19 protein-coding genes are annotated in these 19,530 nt (G+C 34.8%); all 19 read right to left on the reverse strand.

Annotated features, from left to right (window positions below; all coding sequences use genetic code 11):
• Positions 1-149: 149 nt before the first annotated feature.
• Positions 150-1,085: a peptide-methionine (S)-S-oxide reductase MsrA gene (gene msrA, locus EDD63_RS05390; RefSeq protein ID WP_134169261.1), complete on the reverse strand. Its 936-nt coding sequence runs from the start codon at positions 1,083-1,085 to the stop codon at positions 150-152.
• Positions 1,086-1,435: 350 nt separating this feature from the next.
• Positions 1,436-1,810 (reverse strand): DUF3795 domain-containing protein, encoded by a 375-nt coding sequence (locus tag EDD63_RS05395; protein WP_134169263.1) that lies wholly within the window; start codon positions 1,808-1,810, stop codon positions 1,436-1,438.
• Positions 1,811-1,981: 171 nt separating this feature from the next.
• Positions 1,982-4,381: a glycogen/starch/alpha-glucan phosphorylase gene (locus tag EDD63_RS05400; protein WP_134169265.1), complete on the reverse strand. Its 2,400-nt coding sequence runs from the start codon at positions 4,379-4,381 to the stop codon at positions 1,982-1,984.
• A 25-nt stretch (positions 4,382-4,406) separates the two neighbouring features.
• Positions 4,407-6,263, reverse strand: a complete 1,857-nt coding sequence (glgB, locus tag EDD63_RS05405; RefSeq protein ID WP_134169267.1) for a 1,4-alpha-glucan branching protein GlgB — start codon at positions 6,261-6,263, stop codon at positions 4,407-4,409.
• A 485-nt stretch (positions 6,264-6,748) separates the two neighbouring features.
• Positions 6,749-6,961: a zinc ribbon domain-containing protein gene (locus EDD63_RS05410; RefSeq protein WP_134169269.1), complete on the reverse strand. Its 213-nt coding sequence runs from the start codon at positions 6,959-6,961 to the stop codon at positions 6,749-6,751.
• Between the two features lie 69 nt (positions 6,962-7,030).
• A complete protein-coding gene (locus tag EDD63_RS05415; protein ID WP_134169271.1) occupies positions 7,031-7,426 on the reverse strand; it encodes an SRPBCC family protein in 396 nt (131 codons plus the stop codon).
• A gap of 296 nt (positions 7,427-7,722) precedes the next feature.
• Complete coding sequence (gene tnpB, locus EDD63_RS05425; RefSeq protein WP_134169273.1) at positions 7,723-8,850, reverse strand: IS200/IS605 family element RNA-guided endonuclease TnpB; 1,128 nt, start codon at positions 8,848-8,850, stop codon at positions 7,723-7,725.
• Between the two features lie 11 nt (positions 8,851-8,861).
• On the reverse strand, positions 8,862-9,260 hold the full coding sequence (gene tnpA / locus EDD63_RS05430) for an IS200/IS605 family transposase (RefSeq protein WP_134169323.1): 399 nt from the start codon (positions 9,258-9,260) through the stop codon (positions 8,862-8,864).
• Between the two features lie 199 nt (positions 9,261-9,459).
• Positions 9,460-9,876, reverse strand: coding sequence for a GNAT family N-acetyltransferase (locus EDD63_RS05435; RefSeq protein ID WP_134169275.1), 417 nt, complete (start codon positions 9,874-9,876; stop codon positions 9,460-9,462).
• 95 nt (positions 9,877-9,971) lie between these two features.
• Positions 9,972-10,271: a Dabb family protein gene (locus EDD63_RS05440; RefSeq protein ID WP_134169276.1), complete on the reverse strand. Its 300-nt coding sequence runs from the start codon at positions 10,269-10,271 to the stop codon at positions 9,972-9,974.
• Positions 10,268-11,974, reverse strand: a complete 1,707-nt coding sequence (locus EDD63_RS05445) for a phospho-sugar mutase (RefSeq protein WP_134169278.1) — start codon at positions 11,972-11,974, stop codon at positions 10,268-10,270. The genes EDD63_RS05440 and EDD63_RS05445 overlap by 4 nt, the downstream gene beginning before the upstream one ends.
• 72 nt (positions 11,975-12,046) lie before the next feature.
• The gene (locus EDD63_RS05450) at positions 12,047-12,313 is read right to left on the reverse strand and encodes a phosphocarrier protein HPr (protein WP_067424797.1); all 267 of its coding nucleotides are present in this window, start codon (positions 12,311-12,313) and stop codon (positions 12,047-12,049) included.
• 73 nt (positions 12,314-12,386) lie between these two features.
• A complete protein-coding gene (locus tag EDD63_RS05455; protein ID WP_134169280.1) occupies positions 12,387-12,815 on the reverse strand; it encodes a 2-thiouracil desulfurase family protein in 429 nt (142 codons plus the stop codon).
• Positions 12,812-13,285 (reverse strand): 23S rRNA (pseudouridine(1915)-N(3))-methyltransferase RlmH, encoded by a 474-nt coding sequence (gene rlmH, locus EDD63_RS05460; protein ID WP_134169282.1) that lies wholly within the window; start codon positions 13,283-13,285, stop codon positions 12,812-12,814. Before rlmH ends, EDD63_RS05455 begins: the two co-directional genes overlap by 4 nt.
• A gap of 142 nt (positions 13,286-13,427) precedes the next feature.
• On the reverse strand, positions 13,428-14,681 hold the full coding sequence (locus EDD63_RS05465) for an ATP-binding protein (protein ID WP_134169284.1): 1,254 nt from the start codon (positions 14,679-14,681) through the stop codon (positions 13,428-13,430).
• Between the two features lie 287 nt (positions 14,682-14,968).
• Positions 14,969-15,715, reverse strand: a complete 747-nt coding sequence (locus EDD63_RS05470) for an MBL fold metallo-hydrolase (RefSeq protein WP_243833739.1) — start codon at positions 15,713-15,715, stop codon at positions 14,969-14,971.
• Positions 15,712-17,100 carry a replicative DNA helicase gene (gene dnaB / locus EDD63_RS05475; RefSeq protein ID WP_481748724.1) on the reverse strand — a complete coding sequence of 463 codons (1,389 nt, stop codon included), beginning with the start codon at positions 17,098-17,100 and terminating at the stop codon, positions 15,712-15,714. Before dnaB ends, EDD63_RS05470 begins: the two co-directional genes overlap by 4 nt.
• An 8-nt stretch (positions 17,101-17,108) precedes the next feature.
• Positions 17,109-17,558, reverse strand: a complete 450-nt coding sequence (rplI, locus tag EDD63_RS05480; RefSeq protein WP_134169286.1) for a 50S ribosomal protein L9 — start codon at positions 17,556-17,558, stop codon at positions 17,109-17,111.
• Positions 17,539-19,521, reverse strand: a complete 1,983-nt coding sequence (locus EDD63_RS05485) for a GGDEF domain-containing protein (protein WP_134169288.1) — start codon at positions 19,519-19,521, stop codon at positions 17,539-17,541. Before EDD63_RS05485 ends, rplI begins: the two co-directional genes overlap by 20 nt.
• Positions 19,522-19,530 lie beyond the last annotated feature (9 nt).

Consider the following 19,530-nt stretch of genomic DNA (forward strand, 5'->3'; position numbering starts at 1 on the left):
TTCGGCTCCAAGTCTAGGTACTGGTTGTTGGTTATTCTTTACCAGATTGGGAGTTTCACCCAATTATATATTATGCACCGAACTGGCGCACCCTCGCTTATTCCATTATACCAAAAATGGTGTACCTAACTAAAGATACACCGCAATTCTTATTGTTCCTTAACTAAAGAGATCAAATCTTTATATCCTGCTTCTTCCATTTTAGCTAATGGAATAAATTTCAACGCTGCACTATTGATACAAAAGCGCATGCCTCCAAGTTCCTCTGGTCCATCATTAAACACGTGACCTAAATGAGAGTTTGCTTGCTTTGAACGGACTTCAATACGTTCTAAACCATGGCTTTGATCACGATGCTGTTGAATCATTTTCATATCGATTGGCTTTGAGAAACTTGGCCAACCACAACCGGATTCAAACTTATCTGTAGAAACAAACAATGGTTCTCCGCTGACAATATCGACATAGATACCTGGTTCAAATGTATCATAATACTCATTATCATATGCAGGTTCTGTCGCATTTAATTGTGTCACTTCATATTGCAAAGCACTTAAACGTTTCTTTAAATCCTTTTTCATTGGATCTTTTGCACTTTTTGCTTTGGCAAAATGAATCTTTCCAATATGACAATATCCAGTCGGATTCTTATCAAGATATTTTTGATGATACGCTTCGGCAGGATAATAGTTTTTTAATGGTTCCACTTCAATCGCAATCGGTTTATCGTATTGTTTTTGTAGTTTCTGGATTGCATAATTAATCACTGCTGCATCTCCATCATCTGTATAGTAAATCCCTGTACGGTACTGACTACCTACATCATTTCCTTGCTTATTTACACTTGTTGGATCAATTATCGCAAAATACATATCTAGTAAAAATGGTAGTGATACTACATTTTCATCATATGTGATATGTACTGTCTCTGCATGTCCGGCATCGTTGTGACAAACATCTTCATATGTCGGATTTTCTGTTTTTCCATTTGCATATCCAACATCTGTTTGTTTAACTCCATCAATTTCTTCAAAATATTTTTCAGTACCCCAAAAGCACCCACCTGCTACATATATTTCTTTCATGCTATTATTCTACATCACCTTTCTCATGGAATCAAACCACATGAAGCAAAAAAGACATGCTTCCTTTTGCTATATGTTCAATTTAATACCTTTGCTTGCTTAACTAAAGATTTCCGAATTATCCTCTGTTATTTCAAATGCCTCTTCAATCATTCTGGTTGCTAAAACATATGCATCTTTACGCGCTAAAGTTGAAATATATTTTACTGTTCTTTCACCTGTATCTATCTCTACAACACCTGTAGATGATTTAATTTGAACCTATCCATCTAGATCCGTCCAAACCATATAATTATTACATTGTGATGTAATTGGTTTGACTACAGCGTTATGTTTATATATAAACTTAATTATCGTACTCCTGTTAGAATAAAATTCATCAACTGTTCTACATCATCAAAATCATCATAATCTCCATTTATGCCGCTTCTGTGATACACAATTCCATTTTTTTCATTTCTCTCTAAACAATCCAATAGTTTTTCTTCCCCATATTTTTTAGCAAATAGAGTAAATGTATATGGTTTAATTTTGCTTAATAATCCTTTCATGCAATTTTCTTCACATTGATAACAATGAGAAATTTCTTTTGCAATCGAACACTTTTTATTCTCACAAAGCTCATTATCTGGACAACCATCTGAACCACAACCATTACAATCAACATTTTCTGTGCATATACAACACGCAAGACCACATCTAGCAATTCCTAATTCTCGTTTCATAGAATACCTCCGTAGCTTCAAATTTATTATTTTTCATATCCACATTATACCATTCTCATAATCAGCTCTCCAATCTAATTTTAGGTGTGAAAAAGCAATCAATCATAAAGACTAACTGCTTTGTGAGTATGGATATGAAATCGTGAAAAAAAAGGAAGACGCGCTTCCTTTCTAGTATGTTTCAATATGCCAAATATCATTTGCATATTCTTTAATTGTACGATCACTTGAGAAGTAACCAGAATTTGCGATATTCACAAGACACATTTTTGCCCATGCACTACGATTTGCATAACGAGTATCAATGTTTCTTTGTGCTTCATGGTAACTCCAGAAATCTTTTAAGACAAGGTATTCATCATTCTTGTTGAGTACTTCATCATAGATTTCACGGTATGTAGATCCATTATCAAAGTAATTTACATCAAGTAATTGTTCCATCACTTTTTTAATACTTGGATCATTGTGGTAAATTTGCCATACATCATATGAATGTTCAAATTTTAAGTGATTTACTTCTTCTGAAGTTAAACCAAAGATTTCTGCATATTCACGACCTACGCGTTCCACAATTTCCACATTCGCTCCATCCATTGTTCCTAATGTAATGGCTCCATTCATCATGAACTTCATGTTTCCGGTCCCACTTGCTTCTTTACCAGCAGTTGAGATTTGCTCACTTACATCTGCAGCATTCATTAAGATTTCTGCAATACTAACACCGTAGTTAGGAATGAAGACAACTTTCATGTAACGTGATACATCTGGATCGTTGTTTACTTTTTGTGCTAAGTTATTGATTAACTCAATTACCTTTTTGGCAAACACATATGACGGTGCTGCTTTAGCCGCAAAAATAAAGGTACGTGGATACATTGTGAAGTCTTTATCTTCTTTAAGTTTATTGTATAAATGCATAATGTGTAACACATTCATCAATTGACGTTTATATGCGTGTAGACGTTTAGCTTGTACATCAAAAATAGAATTAACATCTACTTCAACATTGCACACATCTTTAATGTATTTTGCAAGAATCTCTTTACGACGTTTTTTCACACGCAAGAAGTTTTCTTGTACATCTGCATCATCAACGTATGCATTTAGTTTAGTTAGATCACTTGGTTGTAATTTCCAAGTTGTTCCTATCGTTTCATCTAATAGATGTGTTAGTTCCGGGTTTGAATACATCAACCAACGACGGTGCGTAATCCCATTTGTTTTATTGTTGAACTTTTCTGGGAATACTTGATAGAAATCACGGAACACATCTTCAATCAAAATCTTTGAGTGAAGTGCTGCAACTCCATTCACACTCATCGACCCGACGATTGCTAAGTTTGCCATATGCACTTGTCCATCTCTCAAAATACGACATGCTTGTACCAATTCTGGATGTGAATGTGTATGTGATAAATCATACATCCAACGACGATCGATTTCTTCAATAATCATATACACTCTTGGTAATAATTGACGAATGTATTCCATAGGCCAGCGTTCCAATGCTTCACTTAATACCGTGTGGTTTGTATATGCCATCGTTTTTGTGACAATATTCCAAGCATCCACCCATTCATATTGATAATCATCAAGTAATAAGCGCATCAATTCTGGAATAGCTAGCACTGGATGTGTGTCGTTTAATTGAATTGCCACATGTTCAGGTAAGCTATCTAAGTTTGGATGATTTTTTAAATGATTACGAATAATCGTATGCAATCCTGCACTCACGAAAAAGTATTGTTGCGTTAGACGTAACATCTTTCCTTCTTGTGTTGAATCATCTGGATATAGTGAGTTACAAATCGCACGTACTTGTTGAATGTAATCCTCATGTCCTTGTACCAATGATTCTTCAGCAGGTTCTGCAGACCATAAACGAAGCGTATTGGTTAATTTTGTATCATAACCAACAATCGGCACATCATATGGTACAGCATTCACCACAAATGGATCTTCTAGTTCTACACTGACTTTCCCATTTTCGTTAATGCTTTGACGTACCGTTCCACCATAACAAACTTTAACTGTATGTTTTGGTTTTTTGATTTCCCAAACATTACGAAGTTTCAACCATAGATCAGGAACTTCTACTTGTTTATTATCGTTAATCAATTGTTTAAAGAATCCATACTCATAACGAATACAGTTTCCATGTCCAATATAATGTGTGGATGCAATAGAATCTAGAAAACAAGCAGCAAGTCGTCCAAGACCACCATTTCCTAACCCTGCATCACTTTCTAGTTCTTCAAGCATATTGATATCAATTCCATATGCTTCCAGTCCATCTTTAACCGCATCATAAATACCTAAGTTCATTAAGTTACTTGTAAATAAACGTCCCATCAAAAATTCCATCGAGAAGTAATATACTTCTTTTTTTTGATACATGCGGTTGGCTTCTTTACTTTCCTTCCAGGAAATACTTATATATTCTCGAATCACTTCACCAAGTACTAAATATTTCTCTGTGATATGTGCTTCTTCTACACTCACTCCGTAGAGTTCCACCATTTTATTGGCATACTCTTCCATGAATGTATCTTTTGTAAAATCTAAAATCATACTATCCCACTTTCTAATCTTTTGTTTATTCGATAAAATCTTTTGCGCTTTTTTGTGGCTTATGTTTATGACGTAAAATAATTCCACTAAATGGTGCGACATCCATTGTTATGTAATATGGCTTGTAATCAACAAACCCTTTCTTTGCGCGTAAGGCTTTGGCATTCACAATACCAACTCCAGAATAAATATCCTTTTGGCTATTTAATATTTCGCTATACACCCCTGCTTCATGTACACCAAATTGATGTGCACGATACGTATTTGCAGACATATTTAGTATGACGATAATTGTTTCATTTGTCCCTTTACGCATATACGAATATAAATTCTCATTTGCATTATCTGCATCAATCCATTCAAAGCTTTCATAGTTATAATCATCTTCCCAAAGTGCAGCTTCTTTTAGATAAAGCTTCTGCAAATCTTTGATGAATTTTTGGAACGAATCATGCATTGGATAATCTAGTAAGAACCAATCGTTTTCTTGATGTTCATCAAATTCACGCATGTGTCCAATTTCATTACCCATGAAGTTTAATTTCTTCCCTGGGTGCGTAAACATGTAGGTATATAACATTCTTGCTTGCGCAAACTTGTCTTCATATAATCCCCACATCTTTTGCACAATCGTCGCTTTTCCATGAACAACTTCATCATGTGAAAACGGTAAAATGAAATTCTCGCTATAGAAATACGCCATTGAAAACGTAATCTTATTGTGTTCATATTGACGATAAATTGGATCTGCTTTTAAATAATTCAAGGTATCATTCATCCAACCCAAGTCCCATTTGTAGTCAAAACCAAGACCATTTTGTTCAATCGGTTTTGTGACATTTGGATAGTCACTTGAATCTTCAGCAATCAACATGACATCATTAAAGTTTTTATGCAATAAATAATTCATGCGACGAATAAAGGTTAATGCACCTTCATTTACTCCACGATCTTTATTTCCTTGCCAGAATATGACGTTACTGATGGCATCCATACGAAGACCATCCCCATGAATTTCTTTTATCCAGTATGCAGCTGCACTCATTAGAAATGAGCGTACTTCTTCTTTGTGTAAATCAAAGTTTGCTGTACCCCATTCACTAACGGCAATGCTTTCATCTTGATATTCAAATACATTGGTTCCATCAAATTTACGTAATGCATAATTATCCATCACGAAATGAACAGGCACAAAATCAAAAATGACTCCAATATTATGTGTATGTAACTCGTTGATTAAGTATTTTAAATCTTCAAGTGTTCCATAGCGTGAATTTGCCGCAAAGTAACCTGAAGTTTGATATCCCCAACTTCCATCAAATGGATACTCACTTAATGGCATGAATTCAATATGTGTATAGTGCATCTTTTTTACGTAACGAATTAACTCTTTTGCGATTTTACGGTAATTTACACCACCGTTTTTATCAAACTTCCATGCACCTAAATAAATTTCATATATATTCATCGGTTGATGGAAATTACGTGTTCTTTTTTCCATCCACTCATCATCTGTCCATGTAAAGTTTGTATTCGCAATCACAGATGCGGTTTCTGGACGAACCTCACTATAAAAAGCAAATGGATCCATTTTATCAATTACTTCACCATGTGCTTGTGTAATTCGATACTTATATGACATTCCTGCTTTTATGTCAGCTACAAATAATGAATACACCCCACGATCATCAACTTTTGGCATTTCATAACCTTCACCATTCCAGTTATTAAACTGACCAATGACTTGCACATTTAGTGCGTGTGGTGCATATACACTGAAGCGTACACCTTGTGTTTGTTCGAAGCACATATGTGCCCCAAAACTATCATATGCATTAATGGATTGTCCCTCAAAAAAAGCGTTTATTGTTCTTTGTTTCATACCATATTCTCCTACTTCATATTTTACATGGAATATGGTTCACTTACAACTCTAAGACAGGACATATCCTTAGATTTGTTGCTTACAGCAAGCCATAAATCAACCAATACTACCTCTAACATTATAGGCAATACAATCCTGCCATGATACAATACCTCCATGAAAGATATTCTATTTTGTATCATGCTAATCATGCTATACCAAACAATTTATGGCTTACTTGTTTTCGGTTGTATCTATCTTGCTAGTTTTATACATCCAGCCACTAAAACCATTGATGATTTTTTAGCACGCTATTTCACCAAACAAAATGTAGGAAAACTACTTTCTTTATGCATTCTTATTGAATGTATTTTGCTTGTGCTTCTTTATATGCTACTTTCCTATATGCACATACGCTATATACAAATTAGCCTCATCATATTAATGATTCTTGCTTGCTTTAAATATATCGCAATGGTCCATTACATAAAAAGAGATAGGAGTTAATTTCCTATCAAAAAGTCTAGTATATTCCAACCATCACTTGTTTGTCCTTTGAATAATTCCGTGTATCCACACTTCGTACAAGAAACTGTAATAAACTTCTTGTTTTGGACATCGAAAATTTTCGCAAAGTTCCCACCGGTTGCTTGAAACTGATCACTTTCATATTGCGTGTTCCCACATTTTGGACACACATATTGTTTTTGTTCCATAGAGCCCTCCTGTTTGCACTATCATACCATAAATCATAAAAGATTATTTGCTAATGAACTATAAAACCATTATTTGATGTAGGCAACTAAATCTGCCATAAACTGTTTTTGCGTTTTCATTAGAAAGGATTTTACAAATGGTTTCATATACCATTTCTTTGGTGTGATATCTTCTGTGAATTCTAACTCGGTATGACTACGTTTGTCTTTTAATAGACCTACCCAGTGTCCCTGAATCATTTTATTATCAATATCAAATTCCCAGCGTGTGCATGCATCTTTAACACGTACAGTAAACGTAGTTGCTATACCACCTTTTGCATATTCAATAAATACTTGATCACTTACTACTTCTACTTTTTCTACATCACTACGCCATGTAGGGTACATGTCTACTGCAAGTAAGATATCCCATACATCTTTACAATCACATGAAACAGTTTGCTTTATACTTACTTTTGCCATTGTTTTCTAATTCTCACTTTCTTGTTTCTTAAGTTCTTTCCACTCATCTTCTAGTATTGACATCAAAATATCATCTGCATACGTTTTACCATCGAAAATGGCATCGCGTAAGACACCTTCTTTTTTAAACCCTGCTTTTGTGTATGCTTTGTATGCGCGTGTAGTGAACTACCCCCACTTAATCTGACGATTTGAAGTGTGAGCTTCGTGGAAACAGAGTGTACTTGATATTGTATCAGCGGTTGCTCCTATATACCCCACAGGTCTGTTCCTAGACCTTATTGTGTTTTATTCAATTATATAGCTAGTCCATGTTGATGGATATTGATTGCTGCATTGATATCACGGTCATGATAACTATGACAACTACTGCACTCCCATTCTCTTATGTGGAGCGCTTTTTTTGATTCCTTACTCCCACAAACATGACATATCTGTGTAGATGGATAGTATGGCTCGACTTCTTTGATTGACTTTCCATACCATTCTGCTTTGTACTTTAGTAACGTAAGAAATTTTGTCCAACCTGCATCTGTGATTGCTTGTGCTAAATGACTTTCTAACATCTTCTTTACACTTAGTTTTTCAACACAAATTACATCGTGGTTTTTGATGAGATAGGTTGATAACTTATGTAAAAAATCATGACGTCGATTGTAAATGCGTTTATGCAATCGAGCAATGGTTATTTTTAACTTTTGATAATTCTTAGCATCTTCTAATTTAATACCTTTGGCTTTTGCGATTTCAGCTTTTCGACTTAGCTTGCGTTGTAGTTTCTGTAGTCGTTGCATATCTTTTTTTAAATACTTTGGATTTTCAATCTTGGTACCATCAGAAAGAACAACGTAGTGATGTATACCCATATCAATACCTATGCTACTATTTGTTTTTGCAAATGCCTCTACTTCTGTTTCACATAGGATGGCTACATAATAGGCACCAGTTGCATCTTGACTAACTGTTGCACTTTTTATCTTTCCTGTATGTTCACGATGATAGTCCATCGAAACTACACCAATCTTTGGTAGTTTGATTCCTTGTTTATCAATGATGGAAATCGTCCCATTTTGATTATTTGTCGTATAACTGTTTCGATCACGATTCTTACTTTTGAACTTTGGATAGCCTACACTCTTTGAATCACGATAGAAATTTGTAAACGCACGACGTAGATGCATTTGTTCATTAGCTAGTGCCAAACTATCCACTTCTTTTAGGTAAGGATAATCTTTCTTATACATTGCTGGTGTTGTTTCTTTTATTGGCGTAGCATCTTCTTGGTACTGCTTGTAACTATTGATTCGATCATCTAACATCAAATTCCATATCTTACGAGCACAACCAAAAGTCTTTGCAAACATTTCTTTTTGCAAGTCATTTGGATAGATACGATATACGAATGCTTTTTTCACTTGTTTCATAGGTAGATGACTTATGCTTCTCCTTGTTTTTCAATATACTTCTTTATTGTGTCAATTGTGACACCACCAGTCGTTAGTAAGCAAAATGTTTTTGACCAAAACATTTCCTTCCATAGTTTGTCTTTGATTTCTGGGTGTTCTTTCTTTACCAAACGGGAACTAGCAGATTTATATGCATTTAGAAACTTAGAAAGTTCACTGTTGGGATGTGCTTTAAACAGAATATGCACATGATCTGCTTCAAAGTTGAATTCTTGCAACTTGATATGGTAGTTTTTAGCAATTCGAATAAAGTGGTTCTCTAATTCCTTAGCGATAGTTTCATCGATTACTTCTCTACGGTACATAGTTGTAAGAATTAGATGGTAATATAGTGCGAACACCGAATGATTATTATTATCTAGTTTTATCATATATATAACCTCTAATGTAGAATGATATATCCTTCATACTGATTATACCACGTAGGAATATCACCAACAATAATTATCACACAATAATTCGCCTTACTGCTTGAAACAAGGGTGTCATTTATTTGTGTTAATAAAGACATAAGGTGTCATTCATCACCCACTTACTTATCGCCGTTGAAGTGGGCGACTTCTGACGCTAAAAGTTAAATGAAAATACATCCAGTGATAAACGGTGTAGATGTAACTCTTCAAAGGCATAATCACGTGTAATTCTTGTTGCCCATGAACCAATTCCTTTATCGCGTCCACTTTGTGTAAATAATGCAATTCGAAAATTTGCAGAACGCACGTCCCAATCAATTTCATTGATAACTGTTTCCCCAATAATATTTCCTTTTGCATCAACAATCAAAAAGAAACGTCGATTTTCATCCTCTAATGATTTCATAAAAAACGAAATGACTTCATCTTTTGTAAACATTTCTTTACACCCTGTATAATAGGCAACATCTTTATCTAATGAACAATAGTTTTGCTGGTAATAGTTTAGCGCATCTTGTTTTGTAGCTAGACGAATTGTATAACCATCTTTACTTGCAATACTTGTATTCATAACAGTCCCTCTCTTATTAGAAATAACTATATCATATGTACACGCATCTTCAAAAAACAAAGGCCAATTCTATGAAATGACCTTTGTTTATTTGTTTATCGAATATTGATTTCGTAATCTACACAACTGCGACTTGCGACTTTTCCTTCAAGTAGTGCAGTTGCTTTTTTATGTATTGGGTGGTTTTGATATAACTCAATTTGTGATTCATCCACAAACGTTGATACCAAAATCATATCCATATTGCTAGATGGTAATGGATACGCACTAAATTGATCAATTTTTACACCAGGCATTTGGTGTGCAGTTTCTTCCAAGTAGGCATGAAAGTCTTGTGCAAAATCACTGACTTCTACACCTTCATGGAATTTCCACATCACGACATGGCGGATCATTTTGTGTACATCTCCATTGCTTGTTTTAGTACATTTCCTTTTTCATGTGCATCTTCTAAAGTGTCGCCTTTTACACAGTAGTAGAATTTACATTTTGGTTCTGTACCACTTGGACGAATGGCAATCCAGCTACCATCTTCCAAGAAATATTTCAGTACATCAGACACAGCAAATCCAGTTAATGGTGTTTCTGTATCTTTTTCACGAACGATACATTCTTTGAAATCTTCAAAACGCACAACTTTCTTACCTGCAATTTCTTGCACCTTGCTTTGACGTAAATTGGCAAGAATATCTTTGATTTTTTGTGCTCCTGCACTTCCTTCTAATGATAATGCAACTTGGCTTTCTTCATAGAATCCATGTTTTGCATAAAGTTCAAGCAATACATCATATAGTGTTTTTCCTTGTGCTTTATAGTAAGCTGCAGCTTCAGCTAATAATAAACAGGCTTGTACTGCATCTTTATCACGAACGAAAGGTTTAATTAAACTTCCATAACTTTCTTCATATCCAAATACATATTGTTTTTCATTGTTGATTTCGTATTTCGCTACTTTCTCACCAATGAATTTAAATCCAGTTAATGTCTTTTTTGTTTCCACTCCATACGCATCTGCAACTTTTTCACCTAAATCACCAGTAACTACGGTATTAAACATCACTGGTTTTGGTGGCATTGTATTATTTTTTACATGTTGCATACATACATAATCAAGTAGTAAAGCACCACTTTGGTTTCCTGTTAGTAAGATGAATTCTCCATTTTGATTTACAACAACACCCATACGGTCTGCATCTGGGTCACATGAAAGTACGATATCTGCATTTTCACGTTTTGCATATTCGATAGCTAAATCGTATGATGCACTTTCTTCTGGGTTTGGTGTTTTTGTATTTGAGAAATCAGGATCTGGGTCACATTGTTCCAAAACTGGAATATAGTGATATCCTGCTTGCTTATATACTTCTTGAACTGGAATGTTTGCAGTTCCGTGCTGTGGTGTAAAGATAATTGTTACATCATCTTTTTTCACGTCTTTTGCCATTTGAATTGCTAATACTTCTTTGTAGTAAATCTCATCGATTTCACTACCAATCATCGAGATTAACTCTTCTTGTTTTGCATCAATATGGAAATCAATTGCAAGTTCATCTTCAACTGCATTTACACGATCAATAACTTGTTGTGCCAGTTCAGGAACTAATTGACATCCTTTTTCATCATATAACTTGTATCCATTGTATTCTTTTGGGTTGTGACTTGCTGTCACCATGATTCCCCCAAAACAGTTTAAATGACGAACAGCAAACGATAGTTCTGGTGTTGGTCGTAAACTTTCAAATACATATGACTTAATTCCATACGTTGCAAGTACTTGTGCACTAATCATTGAAAACTCATATGACATGTGACGATTATCATAGCCAATTGCAACCCCTCTTGCTTTCGCCTCTTCCCCTTGGCAAGCAATATATTTGGCAAATCCAACATTTGCCTTTGCGATTGTATGAACATTGATACGATTGGTTCCTGGACCTAATAGTCCACGCATTCCTGCCGTTCCAAATTCAATATTTGTATAGAAACTATCATGGATTTCTTCATCACTCATAGTTTCTAATTCACTTCTTAGTTTTTTGTCTAGATTGTCAGATTGAATCCAACGTAAATACTGTTTATCTTCTTGTTTATTATACATGTTTCCTCTCCTCCAGTATGTTTTCCCCAAGGTTTAAAAAAAGATGGACACGCCATCTTTTTAATAGATTATTTATCCAATAATTTTTTGTGCGCGTAATACATCTTCGATTGCTGTAATAGCTGCATCTTCATCTTCACCATCACAAGAAATAGTAATTTCTGATTGTGTTGGGATTCCTAAAGACATAACACCCATGATTGATTTCATGTTTACTTCACGTCCACCGTAAGAAATATTTACTTCACTTTTAAATTTTCCAGCTGCGTGTACTGCCACTGTTGCAGGACGAGCGTGTAATCCAACTGGATCGATAACAGTTACTGTAATTGATTTCATATATGTAATCCTCCTAATTATTTTATCATTCCTATTTTAACCTAATTTGATAGCACTTACAAACAAATTGATGTTAATTTGTAATTTTTTTGCAATTTATGACCTCTACACCTATATTTTTTAACATCTCGACCAAAATACCGTCTCCTCGGATGACTTTGTGTTGAAATGTACCATCATAGATTTCATCAAGTCCACAACTTGGACTACAATCTTTCAAGATGGCTTTCTTGATGTTTTGTTCCTTCACGATTTTGATAACTGCATTTGCACCAGCATAAAATTCTTTGGTGACATCTTCGCCAAGATTGTTGATGATTTTATTTCCAATGCGTTCGCTGGGGGCTCTTGGTGTAGATAATCCACCAAGCACTTCGGGACATACGGCAACGATATCTTTATCTTTTAAATAGCTAATAACCGCTTCATCATAATTGGAATCACCACGATAGTTACAATTCTCTCCTAATAAGCAGGCACTAACAAGTATCTTCTCTTTCATTTATGATAGGTCTCCTTTGCGCGTATTTTAAATGCGCGATAAATTTGCTCAAGCAAGATCAAACGTGTCATTTGATGCAAAAACGTCATCTTGGAAAGTTGCAAACGATAATCTGCTCTTTGATATAGTGATGGTCCGATACCTAGACTTCCACCAATTACAAATGTAATGTTACTTGTCTTATATGTCAGTGTATCATCAATCAATTTGGCAAAGCTTTCACTATCTATACTTTTTCCATGTAAGTCTAGCAATATGACAAATTCCCCATCTTTAATTTTTTTGAGTGCTTCTTGGGCTTCCTTCTCTTTTACTAAATCTTCTTCTTTTGAAGATAGATTACTTAGATTTTCATCCTTCACTTCTATGACTTCAAGTTTATGATACGGTTGCATTCGTTTCACATATTCATTACATAGACTTAATAAGTGTTTTTCTTTTAATTTTCCTATTGCGATTATTTTTATCATGTTTATATTATAGCCTACCTTAAGCAGAAGAGAAATCTAAATATCGTTGCAACATAAATGCGACGTAAATTTTTGCGTTGCATTCGCATCTTTTACGTCGCATGAAATGTCTATTACTACCTTACTAATCTATAAGGATATTTTAATTTATACGATATTTCGTCCCTCTTCCAGTCCCTTCTTTTACAATATAGTTTTTATCAATTAGATTATGAACTAACCTTACAACTTTATCTTTACTAAATTCAACTTTCTTTGCTATCTCACTACTTGACAAGCGTAAACCATTTGATAACAAATCCACTATAATTTGTTCATCAATTGACAACTGTTCTTTCATATATACGCTTGGAAGTGTAATAGAAATACTATTCGACGATACCACAAAAATTGGTTTATGACGAATATTCTTATATAACATTTTAATCCTTCTAATCCCAGTTCCGAACATTTCAATAATATGTAATCTAAAGAAAACATTCGCAATAATTGGGTTTCTTGGAGTAGAAATAAATCCATTTAAATATTCTTCTTTCGAAATACCAGCTGGCAATCCTCCAGGTGACATAATTTCAATTTTATCTTCATACATTGTTATACGGATATGTGCATTAACATCCCATGTTCTGTGTACTATTGCATTTGCTATTGCTTCACGAAATGCTTCTTTTGGAACCATATATACTTCATTTCTTTGCATACCAACAATTTCTTCTATTTTGTAGAAATTAGTAAATATTTCGTCGATACGATCAAACTGTTTTAAAATTGAGACATTCGAAATCGTCTCTCTAAATGTTATTTTGTTCAAACTTGATTCGGTTCGGATTACATCGATTCCTGGAAAATTATTATTATCCGCTAGTAACTCCGCCGCATTATTGTATTTTTGTGAAGAGGCAAATAATCCAAGTGTTTTTAAGGTATCTACATTAGTTTTTTCAACACCCAAGATTGCTTGTACCTTTTTGTACAAATATTCAAATGTCAAATTCTCTTCAATACATGGCAACTCATCAAATGTAACATTTTCTCCAATCATTATTAATCTTTTCAATTCAATATGATCTACTTCAATTGTTGATGTATCATTTCGTTTATACGCTTTTCCTTTATACAAAAATGGCTTGCTAATTCCCTCTTCAACAAATAATGTTACTGTTTTATTTGTCTGATTAATTGTTAATGTAAACGTAGGTCCAGGTTTTATTGCATCATTTATTTTATTTTCTATATCTAAACAAACAGCTTCTGGATTAGATAGTCCAACAGTTTTTCCTTCATCTGTAATTCCAAATATAATTTCTCCACTTCCGTAATTAGCATATGCAGAGACGGTTTTTAAAAATGTATTGCTTACTTTTTCTTTGTATTCAATCGTTCTACTTTCTTTCATTTCACTTACCTCAATTACATAGTATCATGCATAACTTTTCGTTGCAACGCAAATGCGACGTAAATTTTTGCGTTGCATTTGCGTCTTTTGCGTCGCAACATAAAAAAATAGCCCACCAATATGTATTGATGGGCAGGGAATTGAAAAGCAGGCGAAAGGGTCCTGCATACATAAACAATATGGGTCCTACCTCCAATATTGTTCTTATAGAATATAACAATTTTGGCTAGGACATGCAATCCAAACAATAGATATATTGTTTGTTATAACATATATGTGTTTATGTGCTAGTTATGACCTCCGCGAACGATTTCAAATTGCGGTGCAGCAACAATTCGTAAGCTTGAAATATCAACATCATGTGCCACTAATGTTTGTTTTAATGTATCACATGCTTGCTTGTATGTATTTCCTTCTTCTGAGATATGTGCTAACACGATTTCTTTGGTTTTATTTCCAATAACTTCTGCTAGCACCTCTGCACTATCTTCATTACACAAATGGCCCATATCACCAATAATTCTTTGTTTTACAAAGATTGGACGACTTGTTGCCATTAGCATTTCTAAATCGTGATTACTTTCAAAGATATAATAATCTGCATTTTTAATATACGGTTTAATCGCTTCTGATATATATCCAGTATCTGTAATATATACAAGTTTTTCACTATTACTTTTGATTACGTATCCACATGAATCTTGTGCATCATGACTGGTTGGCAATGCTTGCACTTCAAGGGTTGGTAGTTCTATACGATCAAAGGGTTTCATTTGGTAATAATTTTGTGTATCTAACTGACAAGTTGCATAGGTATCAACATTGGCAAACATTTTCAGTTGCTGAATATGATCACTATGTGTGTGCGTCACAAAAAGTGCATCTGCTTGATGATAATCATATGACAATCTTTCAAAGCAACCACTTAAATACTTTTTGGTTGAACCACAATCAATCACAATACTTGTTTGTCCATTGCGAATCAAACAACAATTCCCTTTAGAGCCACTGGCTAATAAAGCGAATTTTATCATTGATAACCACCTTCATATCTCGTGTTCACAATATTCACGAACTTGTTGATTGATTTTTGGAATTTCAAATTGAAGTTACCGATACGACCATTACGGTGTTTTTGAATCGATACTTCTACATCGATACTATCTTCATCATCTGCTGGTGCATCGTCTGTTTTTTGATAGTCATCACGCGATAAGAACATAACGATATCGGCATCTTGCTCAATCGCTCCAGATTCACGTAAATCCGATAACATCGGTTTTGCTTTGTCTCCAGTACGTTGTTCCACCGAACGCGATAATTGCGATAAGGCGATAACTGGTACATTTAACTCTCTAGCTAACATCTTCAAACTACGTGAGATTTCTGATACTTCTTGTTGGCGGTTTTCACCACTACGTTTTCCACTACCGGTAATCAACTGCAAGTAGTCAATAATAACTAGATCTAGGCGATCATCCATATCTGCTTTTAACTTACGACATTTCGAGAAAATTTCTGCCATCTTGATCGATGAAGAATCATCTGTAAATAAATTAATCGCACTAATGGTTTGAGCTGCTTCAAATAATCGATTCATCTCATCGTTGTTTAATTTACCGGTACGAAGTGTATCTCCTTTGATACTTCCTTGCGCACTTAACATACGACGGATCAATTGTTCGTTTGGCATCTCCAAAGAGAAAATTGCCACAACTCCACCAGATTTTTCGCGGTTTCGTTTGGATGCATTTAATCCTAAATTCAAGGCAAATGCGGTTTTCCCTACCGATGGACGTGCCGCTAGAATAATTAAATCCCCACGTTGAAATCCATTGGTAATACTATCTAATTCAGTATAACCTGTTTCTACTCCGGTAATCCCACCTGGTGATTTTCTTAACATTTCTATATTTTCAATTACGTTTTTTACAACGACTTTTGAACTTTGAAAATCATTTACACGACGATTACGCGTTAAACTCAATACTTGTTTTTCTGCTTGATCAAGAAGTTCTTCTAAATCTAATGAAGTATCAAAACCTTCGGTACGAATACGATCAGCAACTGCGATCATCATTCTTCGTTTACTTTTATCTTTAATGTTTTCAATATACGATTTTACGTTTGCACTACTGATTGCAGTATTCATTAAATCAATAATGTAGTCCGCATTACCAGCAAGTGCTAATTCTTTTCGATCTTCTAAACGTGAAATTACGTTGTTTGGATCAATGGGTTGTCCAACTTCCATCAAATCCATCATCACCCGATATATCGTGCGATGCGCTTCTTGATAGAAATCTTCTTCTTGTAGTCCTTGTTCGTAGGCAACTTCAACTGCATCATTATAAATTAGTAATGCACCAAGTACTGCCTGTTCAGCATCTACACTGTGTGGGTAAACATTGTTCATCATCTTGCCTTCTATTTCTCTGATAGGTGAACATTGATCTCACCAATCACCTTGTTTTTATATAAATCGACTTTTACTAGTGTTGTTCCTAAACTTGATACATTATGTACATCCACTAATTTTCTTTTGTCGATGCTAATGTTATGTTGTTTACGTAAACCTTCAACGATTTGTTTGCTTGATACGGAACCAAACACACGTCCACCTTCTCCAGTTTTCACTTTAAATTCTACAACTGATTTCTTCAGTTTTTCTTTTAATGCTTCTGCATCTGCTTCTTTTTGCGCTTCTGTTGCTGCATGTTCATCGTTTTGTTTTTTCAATACAGCTTTTGCTGTATTTGATTCCACAACAGCAAGTCCTCGTGCAACTAAAAAGTTTCTTCCGTATCCATCTGCAACTTCAACGACTTCTCCTTTTTTACCGACTTTCTTCACGTCTTCAAGTAAGATTACTTTCATAGCTTGTGTCCTCCTGATTCAAATAATTGCGAATAGCATCTTTTAGTTCATCACATAATGCCTCGCTTGTCATACCTTCTCTTTGTACGGCGGCTGCGGTGAAGTGACCTCCACCTTTCATATCCTCCATAATTACTTGTACGTTAACTACACCTTTACTTCGTGCAGAAATCGCAACTTGATTTTCATTAATTCGAGCAACCACAAATGCTGCTTCGATATTTTTAATCGCCAACAGTTCATCTGCACCAATGGACATCAGTGAACGTGTCATAATGCGACTATCTTCTACACACGATATTAGAATATTATCATTGTACTTTTTGGCATATTTTAATACATTGATCTTTTCTTCAAATTCCGTGTAATCTTCTTTTAATAAGGTTTCTACCTGCATTGGATCCACACCCCATTTTTTCAATTGTGCACAGGCTTCGAAGGTTCTAAATCCCGTACGCATTTGGAAATGGTTGGTATCAATCACAATACCTAAATACATAATGCTTGCTTCTGCATCATTGATATCTACTTTCCCTGGTTGATAAGCAATCAGTTCTGTCATTAACTCACATGTACTACTTGCACTACTTTCTAAGTAGACAATCAGTGGTTTTTTCACAAAGTCAGGTCCTCTTCGATGGTGATCAATCACCAGAATACGATCTGCTTTTTCAACAAGTTCTTGGGCATTACTTTGAGCCGGATTGTGATAATCACTCACAATCACTAAGTCATTTTTCTTACGTAAGCGTAACGCTTCTTCTTGCGTAATAAAGGTGTGACGATTTTCTAAACTTGAACCAAAGTATACCATTGCTTCTTTGGTATGTTTTTCAATTCCACCACTTTGACTTACGATATACGTTTTCTTTTTATAAAACTGTGCAAGTCTAGACAAAGCTAGATTACTTCCCATGCAGTCAAAGTCCATTTCTTTATGACCCGTAATAAAGATTTGTTCGCTATCTTGCATCACTTCTTTAATTGCTTGAGCCATAACCCGCACACGTACTCTTGAACGTGTACTTTTCGCTTCACTTTTTCCACCATAGTATTTTACATCTGCATCATTTAGTTGACTAGCAACTTGGTCTCCACCACGGCTTTGCGCGAGTTCAAGTAAGTCATTTACTTTTCCATCTAACTCACTTAATTTCTCACTACCACGTGCAAATGCCATCGATAATGTAATATTTACATCAATCTCTGCAGCTTTGGTACGCACATAATTGATAATATCAAATTTCTCACCAAGAATATGTTCATAAATTTCTTCATCTAATACCATAAAGAAACGATCACTACGTAAACGACGAATACAAATTCCATGTTTGTTTGCCCAATCGACAATTGGTTGTCGTAGATTTAGGTTCACATTGGTAATTGTCGTTTCATCTTCAAAGGCTTGCATGTCTTGGTAGTTATCCATATGTACAAGTCCAAGTACTAATGATTCTTTCTTATAGGTTTCTTTTAAGTCAGAATATTTTGAAATATCGCGAACAAACAATACATGTTCTTGTCCTTTACGACTAATTTCATATGTGAATTCTTTTTTGCGGCCAACAACTGTATCTTGACCACCTTGTAACAATTCTTCAATTTCAGGCACAAAGGTTGTAACCTTTTTACCGATTAAACTACGATAGCCACGATCCATTAAGAAATTGGAAATCCACAATACTTCAAATTGCTCGTTGTATGTAATAATTCCAACCTTCCCAAATGAAAAGGCACCACCAGCTTCACTTCCTAAAATTTCTGAAATATTAACTGCTTCATTTTCACGTGCATTTTGAATTGAATTAATAATCCAAGCCACGAATATTGCATTCACTAAAAAGATGATAATCAATGGTACTGCGGCATCGATTAACCCAACAGCTAATAATAAAATCAGGGCAACTGCTTCAAGTACAAGTAGTACGACTACTTGCATTCGTATCCCATCGAAATATTTCATGTTCCTCTC

This window comes from Breznakia blatticola (genome assembly GCF_004365815.1).
In the GTDB taxonomy this organism is placed as follows: domain Bacteria; phylum Bacillota_I; class Bacilli_A; order Erysipelotrichales; family Erysipelotrichaceae; genus Breznakia; species Breznakia blatticola.